This is a genomic window from Streptomyces cyaneus (assembly GCF_004028635.1).
Taxonomy (GTDB): Bacteria; Actinomycetota; Actinomycetes; order Streptomycetales; family Streptomycetaceae; genus Streptomyces; species Streptomyces cyaneus.
This window is the reverse complement of sequence record NZ_RQJW01000011.1, coordinates 230,760-252,911: the sequence shown is the minus strand read 5'-3', so window position 1 is coordinate 252,911 and position 22,152 is coordinate 230,760. Positions and strand designations below refer to the sequence as shown.

18 protein-coding genes are annotated in these 22,152 nt (G+C 70.3%); 5 read left to right on the top strand and 13 right to left on the bottom strand.

Annotated elements, in window-relative coordinates:
* Positions 1-12: 12 nt before the first annotated feature.
* The 5 genes from EHO50_RS34950 to rimP form a co-directional block, all read right to left on the bottom strand.
* Positions 13-309 carry a DUF503 domain-containing protein gene (locus EHO50_RS34950; protein ID WP_128435253.1) on the bottom strand — a complete coding sequence of 99 codons (297 nt, stop codon included), beginning with the start codon at positions 307-309 and terminating at the stop codon, positions 13-15.
* Positions 310-530: 221 nt separating this feature from the next.
* Positions 531-3,650, bottom strand: coding sequence for a translation initiation factor IF-2 (infB, locus tag EHO50_RS34945; protein WP_128435252.1), 3,120 nt, complete (start codon positions 3,648-3,650; stop codon positions 531-533).
* Between the two features lie 147 nt (positions 3,651-3,797).
* The gene (locus tag EHO50_RS34940) at positions 3,798-4,094 is read right to left on the bottom strand and encodes a YlxR family protein (RefSeq protein ID WP_079056305.1); all 297 of its coding nucleotides are present in this window, start codon (positions 4,092-4,094) and stop codon (positions 3,798-3,800) included.
* 102 nt (positions 4,095-4,196) lie between these two features.
* Positions 4,197-5,183 carry a transcription termination factor NusA gene (gene nusA, locus EHO50_RS34935; protein ID WP_062702002.1) on the bottom strand — a complete coding sequence of 329 codons (987 nt, stop codon included), beginning with the start codon at positions 5,181-5,183 and terminating at the stop codon, positions 4,197-4,199.
* Between the two features lie 2 nt (positions 5,184-5,185).
* Positions 5,186-5,692, bottom strand: a complete 507-nt coding sequence (gene rimP, locus EHO50_RS34930) for a ribosome maturation factor RimP (protein ID WP_128435251.1) — start codon at positions 5,690-5,692, stop codon at positions 5,186-5,188.
* Between the two features lie 232 nt (positions 5,693-5,924).
* Here rimP and EHO50_RS34925 point away from each other — a divergent pair, with 232 nt between their 5' ends.
* The 3 genes from EHO50_RS34925 to EHO50_RS34915 are packed head-to-tail and all read left to right on the top strand — an operon-like array spanning position 5,925 to position 7,894.
* Complete coding sequence (locus EHO50_RS34925; protein ID WP_128435250.1) at positions 5,925-6,482, top strand: hypothetical protein; 558 nt, start codon at positions 5,925-5,927, stop codon at positions 6,480-6,482.
* The gene (locus tag EHO50_RS34920) at positions 6,479-6,949 is read left to right on the top strand and encodes a ferritin-like domain-containing protein (protein ID WP_128435249.1); all 471 of its coding nucleotides are present in this window, start codon (positions 6,479-6,481) and stop codon (positions 6,947-6,949) included. The genes EHO50_RS34925 and EHO50_RS34920 overlap by 4 nt, the downstream gene beginning before the upstream one ends.
* A gap of 36 nt (positions 6,950-6,985) precedes the next feature.
* On the top strand, positions 6,986-7,894 hold the full coding sequence (locus tag EHO50_RS34915; RefSeq protein WP_128435248.1) for an aminoglycoside phosphotransferase family protein: 909 nt from the start codon (positions 6,986-6,988) through the stop codon (positions 7,892-7,894).
* Positions 7,895-8,113: 219 nt separating this feature from the next.
* On the opposite strand, the gene EHO50_RS34910 is transcribed toward EHO50_RS34915, so the two are convergent.
* From EHO50_RS34910 to EHO50_RS34875, 8 genes are all read right to left on the bottom strand, one after another.
* Entirely contained in the window at positions 8,114-9,817 is a 1,704-nt protein-coding gene (locus tag EHO50_RS34910; protein ID WP_128435247.1) for a proline--tRNA ligase, read from the bottom strand.
* 88 nt (positions 9,818-9,905) lie between these two features.
* A complete protein-coding gene (locus EHO50_RS34905) occupies positions 9,906-10,472 on the bottom strand; it encodes a GNAT family N-acetyltransferase (RefSeq protein WP_128435246.1) in 567 nt (188 codons plus the stop codon).
* 122 nt (positions 10,473-10,594) lie between these two features.
* Positions 10,595-11,443, bottom strand: coding sequence for a GNAT family N-acetyltransferase (locus tag EHO50_RS34900; RefSeq protein ID WP_128435245.1), 849 nt, complete (start codon positions 11,441-11,443; stop codon positions 10,595-10,597).
* A 324-nt stretch (positions 11,444-11,767) separates the two neighbouring features.
* Positions 11,768-12,925: a flavodoxin-dependent (E)-4-hydroxy-3-methylbut-2-enyl-diphosphate synthase gene (ispG, locus tag EHO50_RS34895; RefSeq protein ID WP_128435244.1), complete on the bottom strand. Its 1,158-nt coding sequence runs from the start codon at positions 12,923-12,925 to the stop codon at positions 11,768-11,770.
* Positions 12,926-13,094: 169 nt separating this feature from the next.
* On the bottom strand, positions 13,095-14,387 hold the full coding sequence (locus EHO50_RS34890; protein ID WP_181449747.1) for a M50 family metallopeptidase: 1,293 nt from the start codon (positions 14,385-14,387) through the stop codon (positions 13,095-13,097).
* 8 nt (positions 14,388-14,395) lie between these two features.
* Entirely contained in the window at positions 14,396-15,652 is a 1,257-nt protein-coding gene (gene dxr / locus EHO50_RS34885) for a 1-deoxy-D-xylulose-5-phosphate reductoisomerase (protein WP_128435242.1), read from the bottom strand.
* A 173-nt stretch (positions 15,653-15,825) separates the two neighbouring features.
* Positions 15,826-17,760: an acyl-CoA dehydrogenase family protein gene (locus EHO50_RS34880; RefSeq protein ID WP_128435241.1), complete on the bottom strand. Its 1,935-nt coding sequence runs from the start codon at positions 17,758-17,760 to the stop codon at positions 15,826-15,828.
* Positions 17,761-17,871: 111 nt separating this feature from the next.
* Positions 17,872-18,681 carry a GH12 family glycosyl hydrolase domain-containing protein gene (locus EHO50_RS34875; RefSeq protein ID WP_128435240.1) on the bottom strand — a complete coding sequence of 270 codons (810 nt, stop codon included), beginning with the start codon at positions 18,679-18,681 and terminating at the stop codon, positions 17,872-17,874.
* Between the two features lie 226 nt (positions 18,682-18,907).
* Between EHO50_RS34875 and EHO50_RS34870 the strand changes: the two genes are divergently transcribed.
* Positions 18,908-19,924 (top strand): LacI family DNA-binding transcriptional regulator, encoded by a 1,017-nt coding sequence (locus EHO50_RS34870; RefSeq protein ID WP_128435239.1) that lies wholly within the window; start codon positions 18,908-18,910, stop codon positions 19,922-19,924.
* 106 nt (positions 19,925-20,030) lie between these two features.
* Positions 20,031-22,082: a glycoside hydrolase family 31 protein gene (locus tag EHO50_RS34865; protein ID WP_128435238.1), complete on the top strand. Its 2,052-nt coding sequence runs from the start codon at positions 20,031-20,033 to the stop codon at positions 22,080-22,082.
* Positions 22,083-22,152: the final 70 nt, after the last annotated feature.

Below are 22,152 nucleotides of genomic sequence, written 5' to 3'. Positions count from 1 at the left end.
GGCTGTTGGTCGTCAGTCGTCGTGGTCACCGTGGAAGCGCCGTCGTACCGACAGCAGTTCCACTTCGGGACGCCCGGCGACCAGCCGTTCGCACCGGTCCAGTACGTCGGTGAGGTGCGCCGCGTCGCCGGACACCGCGGCGATGCCGATCTCGGCCCGCCGGTAGAGGTCCAGATTGTCCACCTCGGCCGCGCTCACCGCGTACTTGCGCTGAAGCTCGGCGACGATCGGACGGACGACGGAGCGCTTCTCCTTCAGCGACCGTACGTCGCCGAGGAGGAGGTCGAAGGACAGCGTCCCCACGTACATGTGTGTAACCGGTTCACCCGCCGGTACGGGATCGATGGCCCCGCCGACCGTATGGGGCGGGGACATCAGAAACCGTACAACGAAGGGGCCGGGACGATCGACGGATATTACGCTCCGTAGACCGTGGAGCCCGGCACTCCGCGTACCGGTCGGGCACTCTCCGCAAACGGCGCGCTGGCCGACAGGACCGAAGTCCCGCCGGCCAGCACGAACCGTCGGCTTTACGCCCGCGGCTTCTCGCGCATCTCGTACGTCGCGATGACGTCGTCGACCTTGATGTCGTTGAAGTTGCCGAGGTTGATACCGCCCTCGAACCCTTCGCGGATCTCGGTGACGTCGTCCTTGAAGCGACGCAGACCCTCGATGTTGAGGTTCTCCGCGATGACCTTGCCATCGCGGACGAGGCGCGCCTTGGTGTTGCGCTTGACCTCGCCGGAGCGGATGAGAACACCCGCGATGTTGCCCAGCTTGGACGACTTGAAGACCTCGCGGATCTCCGCCGTACCGAGCTCGACCTCTTCGTACTCCGGCTTGAGCATGCCCTTGAGGGCCGCCTCGATCTCCTCGATCGCCTGGTAGATGACCGAGTAGTAGCGGACGTCCACGCCCTCGCGCTCGGCCATCTGCTGCGCACGCCCGGCGGCGCGCACGTTGAAGCCGATCACGATGGCGTCCGAGCCCATCGCCAGGTCGATGTCGGACTCCGTGACCGCACCGACACCACGGTGCAGGACGCGGATGTCGACCTCTTCGCCGACGTCCAGCTGGAGCAGGGAGGACTCGAGGGCCTCGACGGAACCAGAAGCGTCGCCCTTGATGATCAGGTTCAGCTGCTGGACCTCGCCGGCCTTCAGCACCTTGTCCAGGTCCTCGAGCGAGACGCGGCGCGTGCGCTTGGCGAACGCGGCGTTGCGCTCACGGGCGGCACGCTTCTCGGCGATCTGACGGGCCGTACGGTCCTCGTCGACCACCAGGAAGTTGTCGCCCGCACCCGGGACGTTGGTCAGGCCCAGGACCTGAACCGGCGTCGACGGGCCGGCCTCGGTGACGAGGTTGCCGTTGTCGTCGTGCATGGCGCGCACTCGGCCGTAGGCGTCGCCCACGACCATCGTGTCGCCGACCCGCAGCGTGCCTCGCTGGACGAGGACCGTCGACACGGCACCACGGCCGCGGTCGAGGCGGGACTCGATCGAGATGCCCTGCGCGTCCTGGTTCGGGTTGGCCCGCAGGTCGAGCGAGGCGTCCGCGGTGAGGACCACGGCCTCCAGCAGGGAGTCGATGTGCAGACCCTGCTTGGCGGAGATGTCGACGAACATCGTGTCGCCGCCGTACTCCTCGGCCACCAGGCCGTACTCGGTGAGCTGACCGCGCACCTTGGTCGGGTCGGCGCCCTCGACGTCGATCTTGTTGACCGCGACGACGATCGGGACCTCGGCCGCCTTGGCGTGGTTGAGCGCCTCGACCGTCTGCGGCATGACGCCGTCGTTGGCCGCGACGACCAGGATCGCGATGTCGGTCGACTTCGCACCACGGGCACGCATGGCGGTGAACGCCTCGTGACCCGGGGTGTCGATGAAGGTGATCTTGCGCTCTTCGTCGTTGACCTCGGTCGCGACCTGGTAGGCACCGATGTGCTGGGTGATGCCGCCGGCCTCGCCCGCGATGACGTTCGTCTTGCGGATGGCGTCGAGCAGTCGGGTCTTACCGTGGTCGACGTGACCCATGACGGTGACGACCGGCGGACGGACCACCAGGTCCTCCTCGTCGCCCTCGTCCTCGCCGAACTCGATGTCGAAGGACTCGAGCAGCTCGCGGTCCTCCTCCTCCGGGCTGACGATCTGAACCGTGTAGTTCATCTCGTCGGCGAGGAGCTGGAGCGTCTCGTCGGAGACGGACTGGGTCGCGGTGACCATTTCGCCGAGGTTCATCATGACCGCGACGAGCGACGCCGGGTTGGCGTTGATCTTCTCCGCGAAGTCGGTGAGCGACGCACCGCGCGACAGGCGAATGGACTCGCCGTTGCCGCGAGGCAGCATCACGCCGCCGACCGACGGGGCCTGCATGGCCTCGTACTCCTGGCGCCTCTGCCGCTTCGACTTGCGGCCACGACGCGCGGGACCACCGGGACGACCGAAGGCGCCCTGCGTGCCACCACGGCCACCCGGGCCACCGGGACGACCGCCGAAGCCGGGACGGCCACCGCCGCCACCGCCGGGACCACCGGGACGACCGGCGAAACCGCCGCCACCGCCACCGGGACCACCGGGACGACCGGCGAAGCCGCCACCGCCGCCGCCACCGGGACGACCGGCGAAGCCGCCGCCACCCGGACGACCGCCGCCGCCACCGGGACGACCGCCGCCACCGGGACCACGGCCACCGGGGCCACCGCCACCGGGACGCGGGCCGGCAGCCGGACGCTGCGGCATCATGCCGGGGTTCGGACGCGGGCCGCCGGGACCGCCGCCGGGACGGGGACCGCCGCCCTGCGGACGGGGCATACCGCCCGGGGTCGGACGCGCGCCGCCCGGAGCCTGCGGACGGGGACCGCCGCCTGCGCCCTGGGGACGGGGACCGCCCTGGCCCTGCGGACGCGGAGCGCCGCCGGGAGCACCGGGGCCACCCGGGCCGCCGGGACGCGGGGCACCGCCCGGACGGGGCGCCTGCGGGCGCGCCATGCCGGTGGAGCCACCAGAGGTGAAGGGGTTGTTGCCCGGACGGGGACCGGCCGGACGGGCGCCGGGACGCGGGGCGCCGCCGCCGGGACGCGCAGCGCCGGGACGGTCGCCGCGGTCACCACGGCCCTGGCCGCCCTGGGCGGGACCACCCGGACGCGGGGCGCCGGGACGCGGGGCCTGGCCGGCCGGACGCGGGGCACCCGGACGCGGGCCGGAGCCCTGGCCCTGAGAGGCGGCCGGTGCGGCGGGAGCCGACGGGGGCGCCGTGAACTCGGGCGTGGTCGGAGCCGGGGACGCCGGGGCGGGCCGCGGCGCGGGCTTCGGGCCCGGGGTGGGACGGGGGCCGGGAGTGGCCGGCGCGGCGGGAGCCGCGGGCTTCTCGGCAGCGGCCGGCTTCGGGGCCGGCGGGCGCGGGGCGGCCGGACGGGCAGCCTGCGCCGGAGAGGGGGCCGCCGGCTTCGCCGGGGCGGCCTTGCGGGCGGGGGCGGGCTTGCCGCCTCCGCTGCCCTGCTGGAGGGCGTCCGTCAACTTACGGACGACGGGCGCTTCGATGGTCGAAGACGCCGAACGGACGAATTCACCGAGTTCTTGGAGCTTGGCCATGACGACCTTGCTCTCAACCCCGAACTCCTTGGCGAGTTCGTATACCCGGACCTTAGCCACTTCGCTCCTTTTAGGTCCGGGTTGCGTCCGGACCGTCGCTACTTCATGGGCGTACTCATCGCGTGCTCATCGAGTGCTCATCGCAATCTCGACCTACTTCCAACTCGCGGGGTACCTGGGCCGTGCGGGGGTTCCGCACGACGCTTCTTACGGTGTTGCCTGCTCAGCAACTGTTGTCTGCTCGACGTACTGGCGCAACGCCTTTGTGTCGAGCGCTCCCGGGGCGCGCAACGCCCGCGTGAACGCCCGGCGGCGTACCGCCTGGTCGAGACAGACCAGTGCGGGGTGTACGTACGCACCCCGGCCGGGCAGCGTACCGCGAGGATCAGGGACGCACTCGTCCTTGATCGCCACGATGCGCAGCAGATCAGCCTTGGCCGCTCGCTCCCGGCACCCCACACAGGTGCGTTCAGGGCATGCGCGGACGCGTGTCCGGCCAGACACAGCTAAGTCTACCTCCCCGTACCGACCTCACCCCTTTGGGGCAGGATTCGAACAGTTGCCGGGCGATAACCTGACGTGATCTAAGCGGCCTGCGGCTTGGATCTATTCCCCGGCCTGCTCGGTGTCCGGACGGATGTCGATCCGCCAGCCGGTGAGCCGGGCCGCAAGTCGGGCGTTCTGCCCCTCCTTGCCGATCGCCAGTGACAGCTGGTAGTCGGGCACGGTCACGCGCGCGGAGCGGGCTGCCATGTCCACGACCTCCACCTTGGAGACCCGGGCCGGCGACAGCGCGTTCGCCACCATCTCGGCCGGGTCGTCCGACCAGTCGACGATGTCGATCTTCTCGCCGTTCAGCTCGCCCATGACATTGCGCACACGACCGCCCATGGGGCCGATACAGGCGCCCTTGGCGTTCAGACCGCTGCGGGTGGACCGTACGGCGATCTTGGTGCGGTGACCGGCCTCGCGGGCGATGGCGGCGATCTCGACGGAGCCGTCGGCGATCTCCGGCACCTCCAGGGCGAAGAGCTTCTTCACCAGATTGGGGTGCGTGCGCGACAGGGTGACGGACGGACCACGGACGCCCTTCGCCACTCGGACGACGTAGGAGCGGATCCGCATGCCGTGCGGGTACGTCTCGCCCGGGACCTGCTCCTGCACCGGCAGGATGGCCTCCAGCTTGCCGATGTCCACGAGGACGTTCTTCGGGTCGCGGCCCTGCTGGACCACGCCGGTGACGATGTCGCCCTCACGCCCCGCGTACTCGCCGAGCGTCGCGTCGTCCTCGGCGTCGCGCAGCCGCTGCAGAATGACCTGCTTGGCGGTGGTGGCGGCGATACGGCCGAAGCCGGACGGGGTGTCGTCGAACTCGCGGGCCTCCTGGCCCTCCTCGAGGTCCTCGGGGTCCTCCTTCGCCCACACGGTCACATGGCCGGTCTCCCGGTTCAGCTCCACGCGCGCGTGGCGGCGGCTTCCCTCGGTGCGGTGGTAGGCGATGAGGAGGGCCGACTCGATCGCCTCGACCAGCAGGGGGAAGGAGATCTCCTTCTCCCGTACCAAGCCCCGCAGGGCACTCATGTCGATGTCCACGGCTACGCCTCCTCTTCCTTCTCGTTCTTGCTGTCCTTGCGGTTGAACTCGACCTGCACGCGCGCCTTGTCGATCTCCGGGAAGCCGACTCTGCGGGAGGTGGCCTTGCGGCCCTTCACTCCGGGCACTTCGAGGTCGAGTCCTTCGTCGTCGACCTTCAGGATCCTGGCCACCAGCTCGCCGCCCTCGGCCAGTTGGAACTTCACCAGGCGGTCGACGGCACGTACGTAGTGCCGGTGCTCCGTGAGGAGGCGCTCCGCGCCCGGGGTGCCGACCTCGAGGGTGTACTCGCCCTCGCCCATCGCGTCCGTCTCGTCCAGCTTCGCCGAGAGCGCACGGCTCACATCGGCGATCTGGTCCAGGTCCGCCCCGGTGTCGGAGTCGACGACGACGCGCAGCACTCGCTTGCGTCCGACCGAGTCCACCGCAATCTCTTCGAGATCCAGGCCCTGGGAGGTGACGAGCGGTTCGAGCAGTTCTCGCAGCCTCTCGCTCTGGGTGGTGCTCATCCGGGTGACTCCTCGGCCGCGTGTGCTGTTGTGGGATGGGTCGCGTGTCTGGTCAAAGGGTATCCGGTCGCGAGGGCTGTTGCCGTCCACCTGGGCGCGGGCGGTGCCGATGAGTGGTGCCGTCCGGTCGCGCGGGTACGGTGATCACGGGCCTGCGGCCCGCTGATTTTCGTAGCTGCCTTCGTAGCCGCTGTCGTAGCTGCTGCGTACGAGTTCCCCGAGGACGTCTGCCGTGCCGTACCCCTCGCCGCCGCGCTCCCTCTCGGGGCCGCGCAGAAGAACGTTGCTCGCCTCTGCCGCCGGGGCCGCCCTGCTGGTCGGCTGCTCCTCCGGGTCCGAGGACTCGGACGGCGCCACGAGCGGCAGCCCGTCCGTCGCCGAGCGGGCACGCGCGCGTGCGGCGCGGGACAGCGAGGGGCTCGTCGAGCGGTACGACGCGGTGCTCGCCGCCCATCCTGCGGTTGCGGAACTGGTGGGGCCGTTGCGGGCGGAGGCAGCGCGGCATGTGGAGACGTTCGGGGGTGGCCGGAAGGTCTCCGACAGTGCGTCACCTTCCCGGGCGCCCTCGGAGGCACCGTCCGGTTCGCCGTCACCTTCCGGTTCGCCGTCGGCCGCCGTGCCGCTCGACGAGAAGGAGGCCCTCGCCGACCTCGCCGCCGCCGAGCGGGCGCTCGCGGACCGGCGGGCCAAGGCGCTGCTGGACGTGCCGGGCGAGTTGGCGCGACTGCTGGCCTCGGTGGCCGCGGCCGGGGCCGCGCACGCGTATCTGCTGACGGAGGGGACCAAGTGAGCGAGGCGACGAAGCAGCAAAGGAAGCAGCAGCTGACGGCGCTCCAGGCGGCGCTCGCCGCCGAGCACGCGGCGGTGTACGGATACGGCGTCGTCGGCGGCCGGATCCGCGAGGAACGGCGCACCGAGGCACGCTCGGCGTACGACGCGCACCGGGCGCGGCGGGACGCGCTGGCGCGCGAGGTGCGCGACCTGGGCGCCGAGCCGGCCGCCGCGAGCGCCGCGTACGCGCTCCCGTTCCCGGTGCAGGACTCGGCCGCGGCCGTCCTGTTCGCCGCCGAACTGGAGGACCGGGTGGCCGGGGTGTACTCCGACCTGGTGCGGGCAACCGAGGGCGAGCTGCGGGGTACGGCCGCCGAGGCGCTGCGGGAGGCCGCGGTGCGGGCGGTGCGCTGGCGGGGCGAGAGCGTAGCCTTCCCTGGGCTCGCCGAACGGGCGGCCACCGCGTCGGCGACGCCGACCGCGTGACACGTAACGGGAGTACCGGAAGGGAACCACTCGCGCATGGCTTTCGAACCGCCGCAGCGTCTGGTCAGGGCGCTCGGTGAGACGGCACCGGACGGTGACGACTGGTTGGAGAAGCTGCCGGAGGCGGCCCACCAAGCCGTCGCGCTACGCGAGTTGACCGTTGATCGGGTGCAGATGCCGGGCGGCCGCAGCAGCCTGGTGGTACTGGTGCGGCGCCCTGACGGGGCCCCCGCCGTGCTGAAGTTGGCCCCGCCCCGGGCCCGTCCGGAGAGCGAGCGGGCCGCGCTCGCGCACTGGGGCGGTCTGGGCGCCGTACAGCTGCTGGAGCCCTTCACGACCGAGGGTGTGCTGCTGCTGGAGCGGCTGCATCCGGATCTGTCGGTGCGGTCGTTGCCGGAGGCGAAGGCACTGCTGGAGGCGGCGGGGACGTTGCGGCGGCTGTGGGTCGAGCCACCTGGCGGCGAAGGCGCGCACCCCTTCGAGACGGTGGCCGAACGGACCGGGCGGCAGGCGGAGGCGATGCGCGCGACTGCGTCGGCGGAAGCCGAGGTGGCGGTGCTGGTCGATGCCGCGCTTGCCGCACGCGAGGAGCTGTTGGTTGCGCCGCCTGAGCGGCGGTTGCTGCATGGGACGTTTCGGCAGAGCAAGGTGCTGGCCGGGGAGCGGATGCCGTGGTTGGCGGTGGGGCCGGATCCGGTGGTGGGCGAGTGTGCGTTCGATCTGGCGCGGCTGGTGCGGGATCGGGTGGAGGATCTGATTGCTTCGCCGTCGGGGGCGGCGACTACGCGGCGGCGGGTGAAGCGGCTTGCGGAGTCGTTGGAGGTGGATCAGGAACGGCTTCGGGGGTGGACGTTGTTCCGGGCCGTGGAGTCGGGGGTGCGGGCGCTCAGGGTCGGGCGGGCCAAGGATGCCGAGTTGTTGCTGGAGTTTGCCGGGTGGCTTTGACGGGTTGTGTCTTGGCTGCGGGCGGGTGGGGGCTTGTCGCGCAGTTCCCCGCGCCCCTTAGGGGGTTGCCCTCGCCGTCAGTTTCAAGGCCGACACGGGACAGAACCCAGGGCGAGTTGGGCTGCCGTTCCCTGGTTCTCAAGGCCGTTCCCCTCCGCAGTGACGCGGTGTCACGTCCTACGGTCGGGGAACGGCCCGAGTGAACCCTTGGGAGATCCTTTATGCGGTGAGGCGGGCGATCGCCTCGTCCACCGTCAGCTCCTCGCGCTCACCGGTCCTGCGGTCCTTGAGCTCGACGACACCCTCGGCCGCGCGCCGCCCGGCCACCAGGATCTGCGGTACGCCGATCAGCTCCGAGTCGGTGAACTTCACGCCCGGCGAGACGCCCGCCCGGTCGTCGCACAGGACGCGCAGGCCGGCCGCGGACAGCTTCTCGGAGACGTCCAGGGCGAGTTCGGTCTGCAGGGCCTTGCCCGCGGCGACCACGTGGACGTCGGCCGGGGCGACCTCGGCCGGCCAGCACAGGCCCTTGTCGTCGGCGGTCTGCTCGGCGAGGGCCGCGACCGCGCGGGAGACGCCGACGCCGTAGGAGCCCATGGTGACGCGGACCGGCTTGCCGTTCTGGCCGAGGACGTCGAGCTTGAGGGCGTCGGCGTACTTGCGGCCCAGCTGGAAGATGTGGCCGATCTCGATGGCGCGGTCGAGCTTGAGGCCGGTGCCGCAGTTCGGGCAGGGGTCGCCCTCCTGCACGACCACGACGTCGACGTACTCGCCGACCTCGAAGTCACGGCCCGCGACGACGTTCTTGGCGTGGGTGGCGTCCCTGTTGGCGCCGGTGATCCAGGAGGTGCCGGGGGCCACGCGCGGGTCGGCGATGTACTTGACCTTCTCGCCCAGTCCCTGCGGGCCGACGTAGCCACGCACCAGGTCGGGGCGGCCCGCGAAGTCCGCCTCGGTGACCATCTCGACGACGGCCGGGGCGAAGTGGGCCTCGACCTTGTCCATGTCGACTTCGCGGTCACCGGGGACGCCGACCGCCACGATCTCGCCGTCGACCTTCACCAGGAGGTTCTTGAGGGTGGCGGAGGCGGGGACGCCGAGGTGGGCGGCGAGGGTCTCGATGGTCGGGGTGTCCGGGGTGGGGATCTCCTCGAGCGCGGCCACGCCGTCGGCGTCCACCGGCTTCAGCTCGTATGTGATCGCCTCGGTGTTGGCCGCGAAGTCGCAGTTCGGGCAGTCCGCGAAGGTGTCCTCACCGGCGCCGGCCGGGGCGAGGAACTCCTCCGACTTGGAGCCGCCCATCGCGCCGGCGGTGGCGGCGCAGATGCGGTAGTCGAGGCCTAGGCGCGCGAAGATCTTCTGGTACGCCTCGCGGTGCAGGGCGTAGGACTTCGCGAGGCCCTCGTCCTCGGTGTCGAAGGAGTAGGAGTCCTTCATCAGGAACTCGCGGCCGCGCAGGATGCCGGCCCGCGGGCGGGCCTCGTCACGGTACTTGTGCTGGATCTGGTAGAGGATGACCGGCAGGTCCTTGTAGGAGGACGCCTGGTCCTTCACCAGCAGGGTGAAGATCTCCTCGTGGGTGGGGCCGAGCAGGTAGTCGCCGCCCTTGCGGTCCTTGAGCCGGAAGAGCTCCTGGCCGTACTCGTCCCAGCGGCCGGTCGCGTCGTACGGCTCACGCGGCAGCAGCGCGGGGAGCAGCACCTCCTGGGCGCCGATCGCGTCCATCTCCTCGCGGACGATGCGCTCCACGTTGGCGAGGACCCGCTTGCCGAGGGGCAGCCAGGACCAGATGCCGGCCGCCGTGCGGCGGACGTAGCCGGCCCGGACGAGCAGCTTGTGGCTGAGGACCTCGGCGTCCGCCGGGTCGTCGCGCAGCGTCTTCGCCATCAACTGGGACATGCGCTGGACCGGTGCGTTCGCCATGGTTCTCGTACTCCTGCTGGTTTGGGTTATGGCAGGAGGTTAGCCGGGGGGTACGGGGCGGTGGAAATCGGTTAACGGCGGCTTGCCCCTACCGGCGGCGGAGCGGGAGTGGGGCGCCCATCACGGCGTACGGCTTGGGGGCGCTGGGGAAGAGGACCTGGCGGGCGAGGTCCTGGTAGCCGAGGGAGCGGTAGAGGCCGCGGGCCGGGCTTTCGATGTCGATCGCCGAGAGGATCGAGCGGGGTTCGATGGCACCGTCGGTGATCGTGGTGATCAGGGAGCGTCCTACGCCCCGGTTCTGGTAGCGGGGGTGAACGTGGAGTTCCGTGATGACGAAGGAGTTGTCGAGCCAGTCGTCGTGGCCCTGGGCTCGGAGGTAGGGCTCGACGACGGTGGACCACCAGTGGGAGCGGTCGTTGGGCATGCCGTAGACGAATCCGACGAGGCGCTCGGCCACGGTGGCGCCGAGGGCCCTTGCTCCCGGGTAGGTCATGTGGCGCAGGACGATCTGGCGGCGTACGGCGACTTCGTCGGGGCCGAGGCCGAAGGCAACGGCTTGGACGGCCAGGGCCTCGTCGACGCGGGCCGGCAGGTCCAGGGGGGCGATCACGATGTCGTCGGGTTGGCGGCGGTGTCCGTGACCGGGAAGGCGCATGTGGGGAGCCTACAGGGGGGTTCGCGCCGTGTTCCGGGTGCGGCTTGTGCGTGGTTGCTCGCCCACGCGGCGGAGCCGCATATCGAAAACAGCCCGCGCCCTTTGGGGGGCTTCAGAAGGCTTCAGAACAGGACGCTCATGAAGGCGCCGACCTCTTGGAAGCCCACCCTGGTGTAGGTCCGCCGCGCCGCCGTGTTGAAGTCGTTCACGTACAGGCTGACCACCGGGGCGACGTCCGCGAGGGCGTAGCGCAGTACCGCCGCCATGCCCGGGGCGGCGAGGCCCTGGCCCCGGTACTCGGGGGCCACCCACACGCCCTGGATCTGGCAGGCCCGGTCCGTCGCCGCGCCGATCTCCGCCTTGAAGACGACCTTGCCGTTCTGGTCGAGGCGCGCGAAGGAGCGGCCGGAGCCGACGAGTTCGGCGACCCGGGCCTGGTAGAGCAGCCCGCCGTCACCCGCCAGCGGCGATACACCGACCTCCTCGGTGAACATCGCCACGCACGCCGGCATGATCGTCTCCATCTCGTCCTTGCGGATGCGGCGGACGTACGGATCCGGGTTGATGTCGGTCGGCATGCGGTCGGTGACCATGAGGGGCTGGTGGCCGCGGACCTCGCGGGCCGGGCCCCAACTGGGCTCCAGCAGGCGCCACAGCTGGGCGGTGGAATCGGCGGGGCCGACGATGGAGGAGCAGCGGCGGCCCGCGCGCCGAGCGCGGTCGGCGAAGGCCCGTACCGCTCGGGGGGTGGCGCAGATCGGGACGAGGTTGGCGCCCGCGTAGCACAGGGACGTCAGCATGCCGCCCTCGTACCAGCCCCACATCTCGCCGCCGAGACGCCACGGGTCGAGGCCGGCGATCTGGACGCGGGACGTCACGAAGGCGTTCGCGACCGGCTCGCGGTCGAGGACGGCGAGCGCGGCGTCCAGGTCGCTCGGTTCGAGCACCCGTGAGGTGGTCTGGGTCAACACGTACGGGGCCTCACGCTGGGGTTCTGCTGATCCCCGCACTGTACCTGCGGAAGCTGAGCCACGCCGCCCTGTGGAGGTTGGCGCCAATTGAGGGGTGACCGTCGGCTGCAGTCCCGCCCCTGGGGGCTGCCGCCCCCAGACCCCCGCTTCGGCCCTGAAGGGGCCTCGTCCTCAAACGCCGGACGGGCTGGATGATGCCGGCCGGCGCTGAGAGGTGAAGCCCCCTGGCTGAAATCAGCCCCTCCGGCGTTTGAGGAGCGGGGGTCCAGGGGGCGGAGCCCCCTGGCGGGGGCGAAGAAAACTCCGCCGATGCCCGACGCTTCCTCAGCCCGCAACCGAAACCGAAGGCTCGCCGCTCGTCACGCCGTCCGCCTCCATCTGCTCCGCCAGCTTCATGGCCTCCTCGATGAGGGTCTCGACGATCTTCGACTCGGGGACGGTCTTGATGACCTCGCCCTTGACGAAGATCTGCCCCTTGCCGTTGCCGGAGGCGACGCCGAGGTCGGCCTCGCGGGCCTCACCGGGACCGTTGACGACGCAGCCCATGACGGCGACGCGGAGGGGGACCTCCATGCCGGTCAGGCCCGCCGTGACCTCCTCGGCCAGCTTGTAGACGTCGACCTGGGCGCGCCCGCAGGACGGGCAGGAGACGATCTCCAGGCCGCGCTGCTTGAGGTTCAGGGACTCCAGGATCTGGTTGCCGACCTTGACCTCCTCGACCGGCGGGGCCGAGAGGGAGACCCGGATCGTGTCGCCGATGCCCTGGGAGAGGAGGGCACCGAAGGCCACGGCCGACTTGATCGTGCCCTGGAAGGCCGGGCCCGCCTCCGTCACACCGAGGTGGAGGGGGTAGTCGCACTGGGCGGCCAGCTGCTTGTACGCCTCGATCATGACGACCGGGTCGTTGTGCTTGACCGAGATCTTGATGTCCCGGAAGTCGTGCTCCTCGAAGAGGGACGCCTCCCACAGGGCCGACTCGACCAGGGCCTCGGGCGTCGCCTTGCCGTACTTCTGGAGCAGGCGTCGGTCGAGCGAGCCGGCGTTGACGCCGATGCGGATCGGGGTGCCGTGGTCCTTGGCGGCCCGCGCGATCTCCTTGACCTTGTCGTCGAACTGCTTGATGTTGCCGGGGTTCACGCGTACGGCCGCGCAACCCGCCTCGATCGCCGCGAAGACGTACTTCGGCTGGAAGTGGATGTCGGCGATCACCGGGATCTGGGACTTGCGGGCGATGGTCGAGAGGGCGTCGGCGTCGTCCTGCGTCGGGCAGGCCACGCGCACGATCTGGCAGCCGGACGCCGTGAGCTCGGCGATCTGCTGCAAGGTGGCGCCGATGTCGGACGTACGGGTCGTCGTCATCGACTGGACCGAGACCGGTGCGTCCCCACCGACCGCCACGGAGCCGACCTGGATCTGCCTGCTCTGGCGGCGCTCGGCAACCCTGGTCGGAACGGACGGCATGCCGAGAGAAATCGCAGTCATCTGCTGTGCAACCCCAAGTCGTGGATCAAGGTCCGGTCCCGTCAGCAGCGGGCTCCAGACTTCGAGATTACGGCACCGCGGCAGGCCCCAGCACATCACGGTCCGTAAACCCACTCAATGGAAGGCGGCCCGGGACATACGATCCCGGGCCGCCTCGAACACCGTATGACTAGGAGATTCTGACCGGGTTAACCACGTCCGCGACCAGTACGAGAAGCGTGAAGCAGATGAAGATTCCGGCGACGACGTACGCCACCGGCATCAGCTTCGCCACATCGAACGGACCCGGGTCGGGGCGGCGCAGCACCTTCGCCGTGTTGCGGCGCAGCGACTCCCACAGGGCGCCCGCGATGTGGCCGCCGTCGAGCGGCAGCAGCGGGAGCATGTTGAAGAGGAACAGGGAGAGGTTGAAGCCGGCCAGGAGGAAGACGAAGGTGGCCAGCTGCTGCGAGGCGGGGATGTCCAGCGTCGCGATCTCGCCGCTGACCCTTGCCGCGCCGACGATGCCCATCGGGGAGTCCGGCTCGCGCGGGCCGTCGCCGAAGGCCGCGTCCCACAGGGCGGGGATCTTGGAGGGCAGGGCGACGAGGGAGTCGACGGCGTCGCCGACCCGGTCGCCCATCCAGGTCACCGAGGCGCCGAAGTCCTGTTTGACGACGCCGGTGGCCGCGCTGAAGCCGAGGAAGCCGGCCTGGACGAAGTCGTCCTTGACATACGCCCCGCTGGCGTCCTTCCTCACGACCCAGTTGGTGGCGATCTTCGTGTGCAGGGTGAGTTCCTGGCCACCCCGGTCCACGACGATCGAGACGTTCTTGCCCGCGCTGTCGCGGATGAGGTCGGAGAGGGTGTTCCAGTCCTCGGTCCTGACCCCGTCGAAGGAGACGATCTTGTCGCCGGCCTTCATGCCCGCGGCCGCGGCCGGGGACTTGTCGTCGGACGCCTTGCACTCCTCGCGCTTCTCGGTCTGGGCGATGACGCACGGCGAGACCGAGCTGACGGTGGTGGTCTGCTGCTGTATGCCGAAGCCCATCAGCACGGTGAGGAACAGGCCGAAGGCCAGGATCAGGTTCATGAACGGGCCCGCGAACATCACGATGACCCGCTTCCACGGCTTGCGCGTGTAGAAGAGGCGGGTCTCGTCACCCGGCTTGAGCTCCTCGAACGCGGCCGAGCGGGCATCCTCGATCATGCCGCGCCAGGGCGAGGTCGAGCGGGCTTCGAGGCGGCCGTCGGGGCCCGGCGGGAACATGCCGATCATGCGGATGTAGCCGCCGAACGGGATCGCCTTGATGCCGTACTCGGTCTCGCCCTTGTTCCGCGACCAGATGGTCGGGCCGAAGCCGACCATGTACTGCGGCACACGGATGCCGAACAGCTTGGCCGTGGACAGGTGGCCCAGCTCGTGCCAGGCGATCGAGAAGAGCAGCCCGACCGCGAACAGCACTATGCCGAGGATGAACATCAGGGTCGTCATGCACGGGCCTCCGCCGTGTGTGCCGCCAGTTCCTGTGCCCGCCTGCGGGCCCAGGTCTCCGCTTCGAGGACGTCCGCGACGGTGAGGGAAGTTCCCGCCCGGGGTGTGCCGTGCTCCTCCACCACCCGCGTCACGGTCTCCATGATCCCGTTGAACGGAAGCGCTCCGGCCCGGAAGGCCTCCACGCACTCCTCGTTGGCCGCATTGAACACCGCGGGTGCCGTGCCCGCGAGCTCACCCACGTGGCGCGCCAGGTCGACCGACGGGAACGCGTCGTTGTCGAGCGGGAAGAACTCCCAGGTCGACGCCTTGCTCCAGTCGAACGTGGGCGCCGCGTCGGGGACGCGCTCCGGCCAGCCGAGGCCGATGGCGATCGGCCCGCGCATGTCGGGGGGTGTCGCCTGGGCGATCGTGGATCCGTCCGTGAACTCAACCATCGAGTGAACATACGACTGGGGGTGCACGACCACCTCAATGCGGTCGAAGGAAATGTCGTAGAGCAGGTGCGCCTCGATGACCTCCAGGCCCTTGTTGACCAGGGTCGCGGAGTTGATCGTGATGACCGGGCCCATGGCCCAGGTGGGGTGGGCCAGGGCGTCCTCGACGGTCACGTTCGCCAGCTCGGCCTTGGTGCGGCCGCGGAAAGGGCCGCCGGACGCCGTGACGACGAGTTTGCGTACGTCGGCTCGGCTGCCGGAGGCGAGCGCCTGGAACAGGGCCGCGTGCTCGGAGTCGACCGGGATGATCTGCCCGGGCTTGGCGAGGGCCTTGACCAGCGGGCCGCCGACGATCAGCGACTCCTTGTTGGCGAGCGCGAGGGTACGGCCCGCCTCCAGAGCGGCGAGGGTGGGGGCGAGGCCGATCGAGCCGGTGATGCCGTTGAGAACGGTGTGGCAGTCGAAGGCGGCGACCTGCGTGGCCGCGTCCGGTCCCGCGAGGATCTCGGGGAGCGGCTCCCCCGTGCCGTACTGGGCAGCCAGCGCTTCCTTCAGCGCCGGTACGACGTCCTCGCGGGCGACCGCGACGGTCCGCACCCTCAGCCGGTACGCCTGCTCGGCGAGGAGGGCGACCCGGCCGCCGTTGGCGGACAGGGCGGTGACCCGGAACCGGTCGGGATTGCGCAGCACGAGGTCGATCGCCTGAGTGCCGATCGAGCCGGTCGAGCCGAGGATCACCACGTCCTTGGGGCCGTCGCCCGCCACGGGGTCGTAGACGAGATGCGGGTCGGCGAGGGGGGCTGGACTGTCGCTCATTCCCCCATTGTGGCCGTAGGGGCTGTCAGGGGAGACAGGGCGTCCCCATCGGGCGGGTTACAGGATGGTGAGAGGTCACTGCGAGCAGTGACCTCTCGTGCCGTCGGTCACCTGATCGGGCGATGGAACGTGCTCCCGCTGACTGACCAGTTCGGTCCTCGGATGCCCGCGCTTCAGCGGATCGGCCGGTGCACGTTCTCCCGTTGCGACGGGCCCGGTGTCGCGTCGGCGATCCACGGGGCGCCGTCGTCCGACGGGTCGACGATGCCCTGTTCCAGCCACTCGTACGTGCCGGACATCACGCCCTTGACGACCTTGCGGTCGAGGTCGTCGGTGTTGGACCACAGGCGGCCGAAGAGCTCCTCGACGCGCAGGCGGGACTGGCGGCAGAAGGCGTCGGCGAGCTGGTAGGCCTCGCGGCCGTGCTCGCCCTGGCCGCGCAGGTGCTCGGCGCGGACACAGGCCGCGCTCATGGCGAACAGCTCGGCGCCGATGTCGACGACGCGGCCCAGGAAGCCCTGCTTGGTCTCCATGCGCCCCTGCCAGCGGGACATGCCGTAGAAGGTGGAGCGGGCGAGCTTGCGGGACGTGCGTTCGACGTAGCGCAGGTGCGGGGAGAGGTCGACGCCGTGCTTGAACTCGGCATACGAGTACGGCAGTTGGCCCTGGCCCGCGACCAGCTTCGGCAGCCACTTGGCGTAGAAGACGCCGGCGTTCGCGCCCGCCTTCGCCTTGTCCTGGAGGGACTTGTCGGGGTCGATGAGGTCGCCGGCGACCGAGAGGTGGGCGTCGACGGCCTCGCGGGCGATGAGGAGGTGCATGATCTCCGTCGAGCCCTCGAAGATGCGGTTGATGCGCAGGTCGCGCAGGACCTGCTCGGCGGGGACGGCGCGCTCGCCGCGGGCCCGGAGCGACTCGGCCGTCTCGAAGCCTCGGCCACCGCGGATCTGGACGAGTTCGTCGGCGATGAGCCAGGCCATCTCGGAGGCGTAGAGCTTGGCGAGGGCGCCTTCGATGCGGATGTCGTTGCGGTCCTCGTCGGCCATCTGGGAGGCCAGGTCGGTGACGGCTTCCAGGGCGAAGGTGGTGGCCGCGATGAAGGAGATCTTCGAGCCGACGGCCTCGTGGTGGGCGAGTGGCTTGCCCCACTGCTCGCGGGCCGCGGACCACTCGCGGGCGATCTTCAGACACCACTTGCCGGCCGCGACGCAGGAGGCGGGGAGGGAGAGCCGCCCGGTGTTCAGGGTCGTCAGGGCGATCTTCAGGCCCGCGCCCTCGGGACCGATGCGGTTGGCAGCCGGGACCCTGACCTGGTGGAAGCGGGTGACGCCGTTCTCGATGCCGCGCAGGCCCATGAAGGCGTTGCGGTTCTCGACCGTGATGCCGGGCGAGTTGGTCTCGACGACGAAGGCGGTGATGCCGCCCTTGTGGCCCTCGGACTTCGGCACCCGGCCCATGACGACGAGGAGGTCGGCGACCACGCCGTTGGTCGTCCACAGCTTGACCCCGTCGAGGACGTAGTCGTCCCCGTCCGGTACGGCGGAGGTGGCGAGGCGGGCCGGGTCGGAGCCCACGTCGGGCTCGGTCAGCAGGAAGGCGCTGATGTCGGTGCGGGCGCAGCGCGGCAGGAACCGCTCCTTCTGCTCCGGGGTGCCGAAGAGCTTGAGCGGCTGCGGTACGCCGATCGACTGATGGGCCGAGAGCAGCACGCCGATCGCGGGGGACGCCGAGCCGGCCAGGGCGAGGGCCTTGTTGTAGTAGACCTGGCCGAGGCCGAGCCCGCCGTACTTGGTGTCGATCTTCATGCCGAAGGCGCCGAGTTCCTTGAGCCCGTCGATCACCTCGTCGGGGATGCGGGACTCGCGCTCGATGAGGGCGCCGTCGACCTTCGTCTCGACGAAGTCGCGGAGTTTGGCGAGGAACTCCTCGCCGCGCTGGGCGGCCTCGTCGGTGGGCATCGGGTGGGGGTGGATGAGGTCGAGGCGGAAGCGGCCGAGGAACAGTTCCTTGGCGAAGCTGGGCTTACGCCATTCCTGTTGCCGGGCCGCCTCAGCCACCTGGCGGGCCTCACGCTCACTGACAGTGGGTTTGGTGGGTGCTGCGGACATGAGGCTCACCTCGGCGCGAATCGGGATCTTGGGCCGTTTTGGCTACCGACGGGTGCTACTCGATCGTATGTACCCGATTACGGGTGCGCCCACCACCCCGCGCGCGCCCGTTCAGCCGACGTTGACGGAGTACGCCTTGGTGTCCAGTCGGCCCGTGCCCTTGAAGACCTCGGTTCCGGACTCGATGCCGGAGACGTACTTGTCGTTGCTGAGCAGATTGCGCCGGACGAGTGCCTGGGTGAAGTCGTCTAGGTTGAGCGAGGCCTTGGTGGTGTTGGTGCGGCGGACGAAGGAGTGGACCTTCCAGCCGATGTCGCCCTCGTAGATGTCCCACATCGCGCCGCCCAGGCTGACGCTGCCGTACTTGGTGCCCAGCGGGCCCGCGCCGCCCTGGCGGTTGAGCCAGATCATGATCTCGTCGGTGGGCTGGTCCTGCCAGTCCGCGGTGTTCTTGGTGTGCAGCCAGAGGTCGTAGGCGACGTTCATGGTGCCGGGGTTGGAGCTGACCGAGAACTCCCAGCTGGTCCTGACGGGCTTGCGGTCACCGACGCGGATCGGCAGCCCGGTCGTCGCCTTGTCGACCTTCCAGCCCCAGTGCCAGCCGAGGACGGTGGACGCGTACGACTTCACGTCCTCGTCCTTGCCGGTGCTGCTGTTGGCCAGGCTGTAGTTCGTGCCCCAGGAGATCGTCGAGCCCGACCGGGAGTTGTCCCAGACGCACTGGGTGCCGGTGTACTTCCCTTCGTTCCAGAGGTTGTTGTTCACGTAGTACTTGCCGAGCGTGATCGTGTCGAAGGCCGCGCACTTCTTGCTCGACTCGCCCGCCTGGGCGACGGTGACACCGGCGGCGGCCGCGAGGGCGACCGTGGAGGCGAGCAGGGTCTTCCGCTTCTTGGACAGGCGCGGTCTGCGGTGTTGCATCGGGGGGTCCTTCCGGGGGACGGTTCCTGTACGACTTCTCAGTGGCCGCCGACCCGCCGGGAGGTTGCCCCCACGGCGCCGACACCCTCGTACGAGAAAAGCTGTCGAAGCGCTTCGACAACCTATGGACACCCACGCGTGCCAGAGCTAGTGTCGAACCACCCTCACACCCGCCCCTGTACGTAGCGCGCACTGTCGAAGCGCTTCACAAAGCTTGGAGAGCTGGATGGTCACCCTCGCCGAGGTCGCCCAGCACGCCGGAGTCTCGGCGAGCACGGTGAGCTATGTCCTCAGCGGCAAGCGGTCCATCTCCGGGGCCACCCGGCAGCGGGTGGAGCAGAGCATCCGCGAGCTGGGCTACCACCCGAACGCGGGCGCCCGCGCCCTGGCCAGCAGCAAGTCGAACATCATCGCGCTGATGATCCCGCTGCGCACCGACATGTATGTGCCGGTGATGATGGAGATCGCCATCGCGGTGGCGACGACGGCCCGTACGCACGGATACGACGTCCTGCTGCTGACCGGCGAGGAGGGCCCCGACGCCGTGCGCCGGGTCACCGGCAGCGGGCTGGCCGACGCGATGATCCTGATGGACGTCCAGCTGGACGACGAGCGGCTGCCGCTGCTGCGCGGCACCGACCAGCCGTCCGTGCTGATCGGGCTGCCGGCCGACACCTCCGGGCTGACCTGCGTCGACCTCGACTTCAAGGCGACCGGCGCGCTGTGCGTGGAGCATCTGGCGATGCTGGGGCACCGGGACATCGCTGTCATAGGCGAGGCCCCGGCCGTCTACGAGCGGCACACCGGTTTCGCCGAGCGCACGCTGGACGGACTCCGGCTGCGTTCCCAGGAGCTGGGGATGCGGCTGCTGCACCGGCCCTGCGAGGGCGGGTACGACGCGATGGCCGTCACCCTCGCCCGGATCCTCGACGAACGGCCGAGCACCACGGGGTTCGTCGTGCAGAACGAGTCGGCGGTCGAGCCGCTGCTCGCCCTGCTGCGCCAGCAGGGCCGTGCCGTGCCGGAGGACGTGTCGGTGGTCGGCATCTGCCCCGACCAGGTCGCCACCCAGGCCTCGGTGCGGCTGACGTCCGTCTCCATTCCCGCGCAGGAGATGGGCCGGCATGCCGTGGAGCAGCTGGTGGCCAAGCTCGACGGGCGGGGCAGTGACGAAGTCCTGCTGATCACACCCGAGTTGACGGTCCGGGCGAGCACGGGCCCGGCGCCGTCCCCCACCCACTGACGCTTCACCTCCGCAACCCACCGACCCCACCGACACCCGCTTCACCGCAGTGCCCTCGCCGGCACCTTCATGTCTGCATTCGCTGCCCTCCTGAGGAGCACACCTCGTGAATCAGCCTGCCGAAAACCAGCCCCTGCCGGGCACGGTCAGCCTCGCGCAGTCGTCCCCGACCGTCGGCACGTTCCGCGAGCGGGACGGGGCGCTGGAGTGGAGCGGCCGCCAGGAGACCCTGCGCGTGGAGCCGTGGGGCCCGGACGCGGTCCGGGTGCGTGCCCGGCTCGGCGGGCCGGTCCTCGACGGGCTGCCGGGCGCGCTCCTGGAGTCCGCCCCGGCGACCGAGTCGACCGTCAAGATCGAGGACGGGCTGGGCGTGCTGACCGTCGGCGCGCTGACCGTCCAGGTCGACGCCGAGGGCCTGATCCGCTTCCTGCGCACCGAGGACGGCACGGAGGTGCTCGCCGAGGAACGCGCCCACTTCTGGTGGCCGGGCTCGCGCCTCTACACGGCCGTCGGCAACGGCTACCACCGTCTGGAGCAGCGCTTCGCCGCGTACGACGACGAGAAGCTGTACGGCCTCGGCCAGCACCAGCACGGCCGGTTCGACCAGAAGGGCCTGGTCCTGGACCTGGTCCAGCGCAACGCCGAGGTCGGCATCCCGGTCGTGTCCTCCAGCCGCGGCTACACCCTGCTCTGGAACAACCCGGCGATCGGCCGCGTGGAACTCGCGCACAACGGCACCCGGTGGGTCGCCGACTCCGCCCGCCAGATCGACTACTGGATCACCGCGGGCACCCCGGCCGACGGCCAGCGCCGCTACAGCGCGGTGACGGGCCGTACGCCGATGCTGCCCGAGTGGGCGGCGGGGTTCTGGCAGTGCAAGCTGCGCTACCGCACCCAGGACGAACTCCTCGCCGTGGCACGGGAGTACAAGCGCCGCGGCCTGCCGATCGACGTCATCGTCTGCGACTTCTTCCACTGGACCCACCTGGGCGAGTGGAAGTTCGACCCGAAGGAGTGGCCGGACCCGGCGGCGATGGTGCGCGAGCTGGCCGAGCTCGGCATCAAGCTGGTGGTCAGCGTCTGGCCGTCGGTCTCCCCCCTCTCCGAGAACCACCCGGTCATGGAGCAGCGCGGCTACTTCATCGGCACCCAGTACGGCCCGATGGCACACGCCGACTGGCCCGACAAGGAGGTGGCCTCCACGGTCCAGGTGGCCTTCTACGACGCCACCAACCCCGACGCCCGCGAGTTCGTGTGGTCCAAGGTCAAGCAGAACTACCTCGACCAGTACGGCATCACGGCCTTCTGGCTGGACGCCTGCGAGCCCGAGCTGAAGCCGGGCTTCCAGGAGAACCTGCGCTACTGGACGGGTCCCGGTCTGGAGGTCGGCAACATCTACCCGGCCGAGAACGCCCGCACGTTCTACGAGGGCCTGCGCGCCACCGGCGAGGACGAGATCATCACCCTCAACCGCTCGGCCTGGGCGGGCAGCCAGCGCTACGGCGCCGCCCTGTGGTCCGGCGACATCGGCACCGACTTCCCGACCCTGCGCCGCCAGATCGCGGCCGGCCTCAACACCGCGCTGTCCGGCATCCCCTGGTGGAACACGGACATCGGCGGCTTCCACGGCGGCGACCCGGACGACCCGGCGTACCGCGAGGTGATGGTCCGCTGGTTCCAGTTCGGGGCCCTGTCCCCGCTGATGCGCCTGCACGGCTTCCGCGACCCGGGCATGCCGCTCGGCCCGCAGATGACCGGCGGCCCGAACGAGGTGTGGTCGTACGGCGAGGAGGCCGGCGCGATCCTGGAGCAGTACCTGCGGCTGCGCGAGCGCCTGAAGCCGTACGTCCTCGACGTCATGCGCGAGGCCCACGAGGAGGGCCTGCCGGTGATGCGGCCCCTGTTCCTGGAGTTCCCTGAGGACAAGCTCGCATGGCAGGTCTCCGACGCGTACATGTTCGGGCCGGATCTGCTGGTCGCACCGGTACTGGAGCCGGGCGCGACGACGTGGATGACGTATCTCCCCGCCGGGGCCCGGTGGACCGATGCGTGGACCGGTGAGACGTACGAGGGCGGTGAGGCCGTGACGGTCGACGCCCCGCTGGACCGCATCCCGCTGTTCCTGCGGGACGGGGCACGGCTGCCTGTAGCGGAGTAGCCGTGTCAGGAGGGGGTGGCCGGGGAGTGGAGGTCTTCCGGTCACTCCCTCGAAACCCTCGCCCAACTCC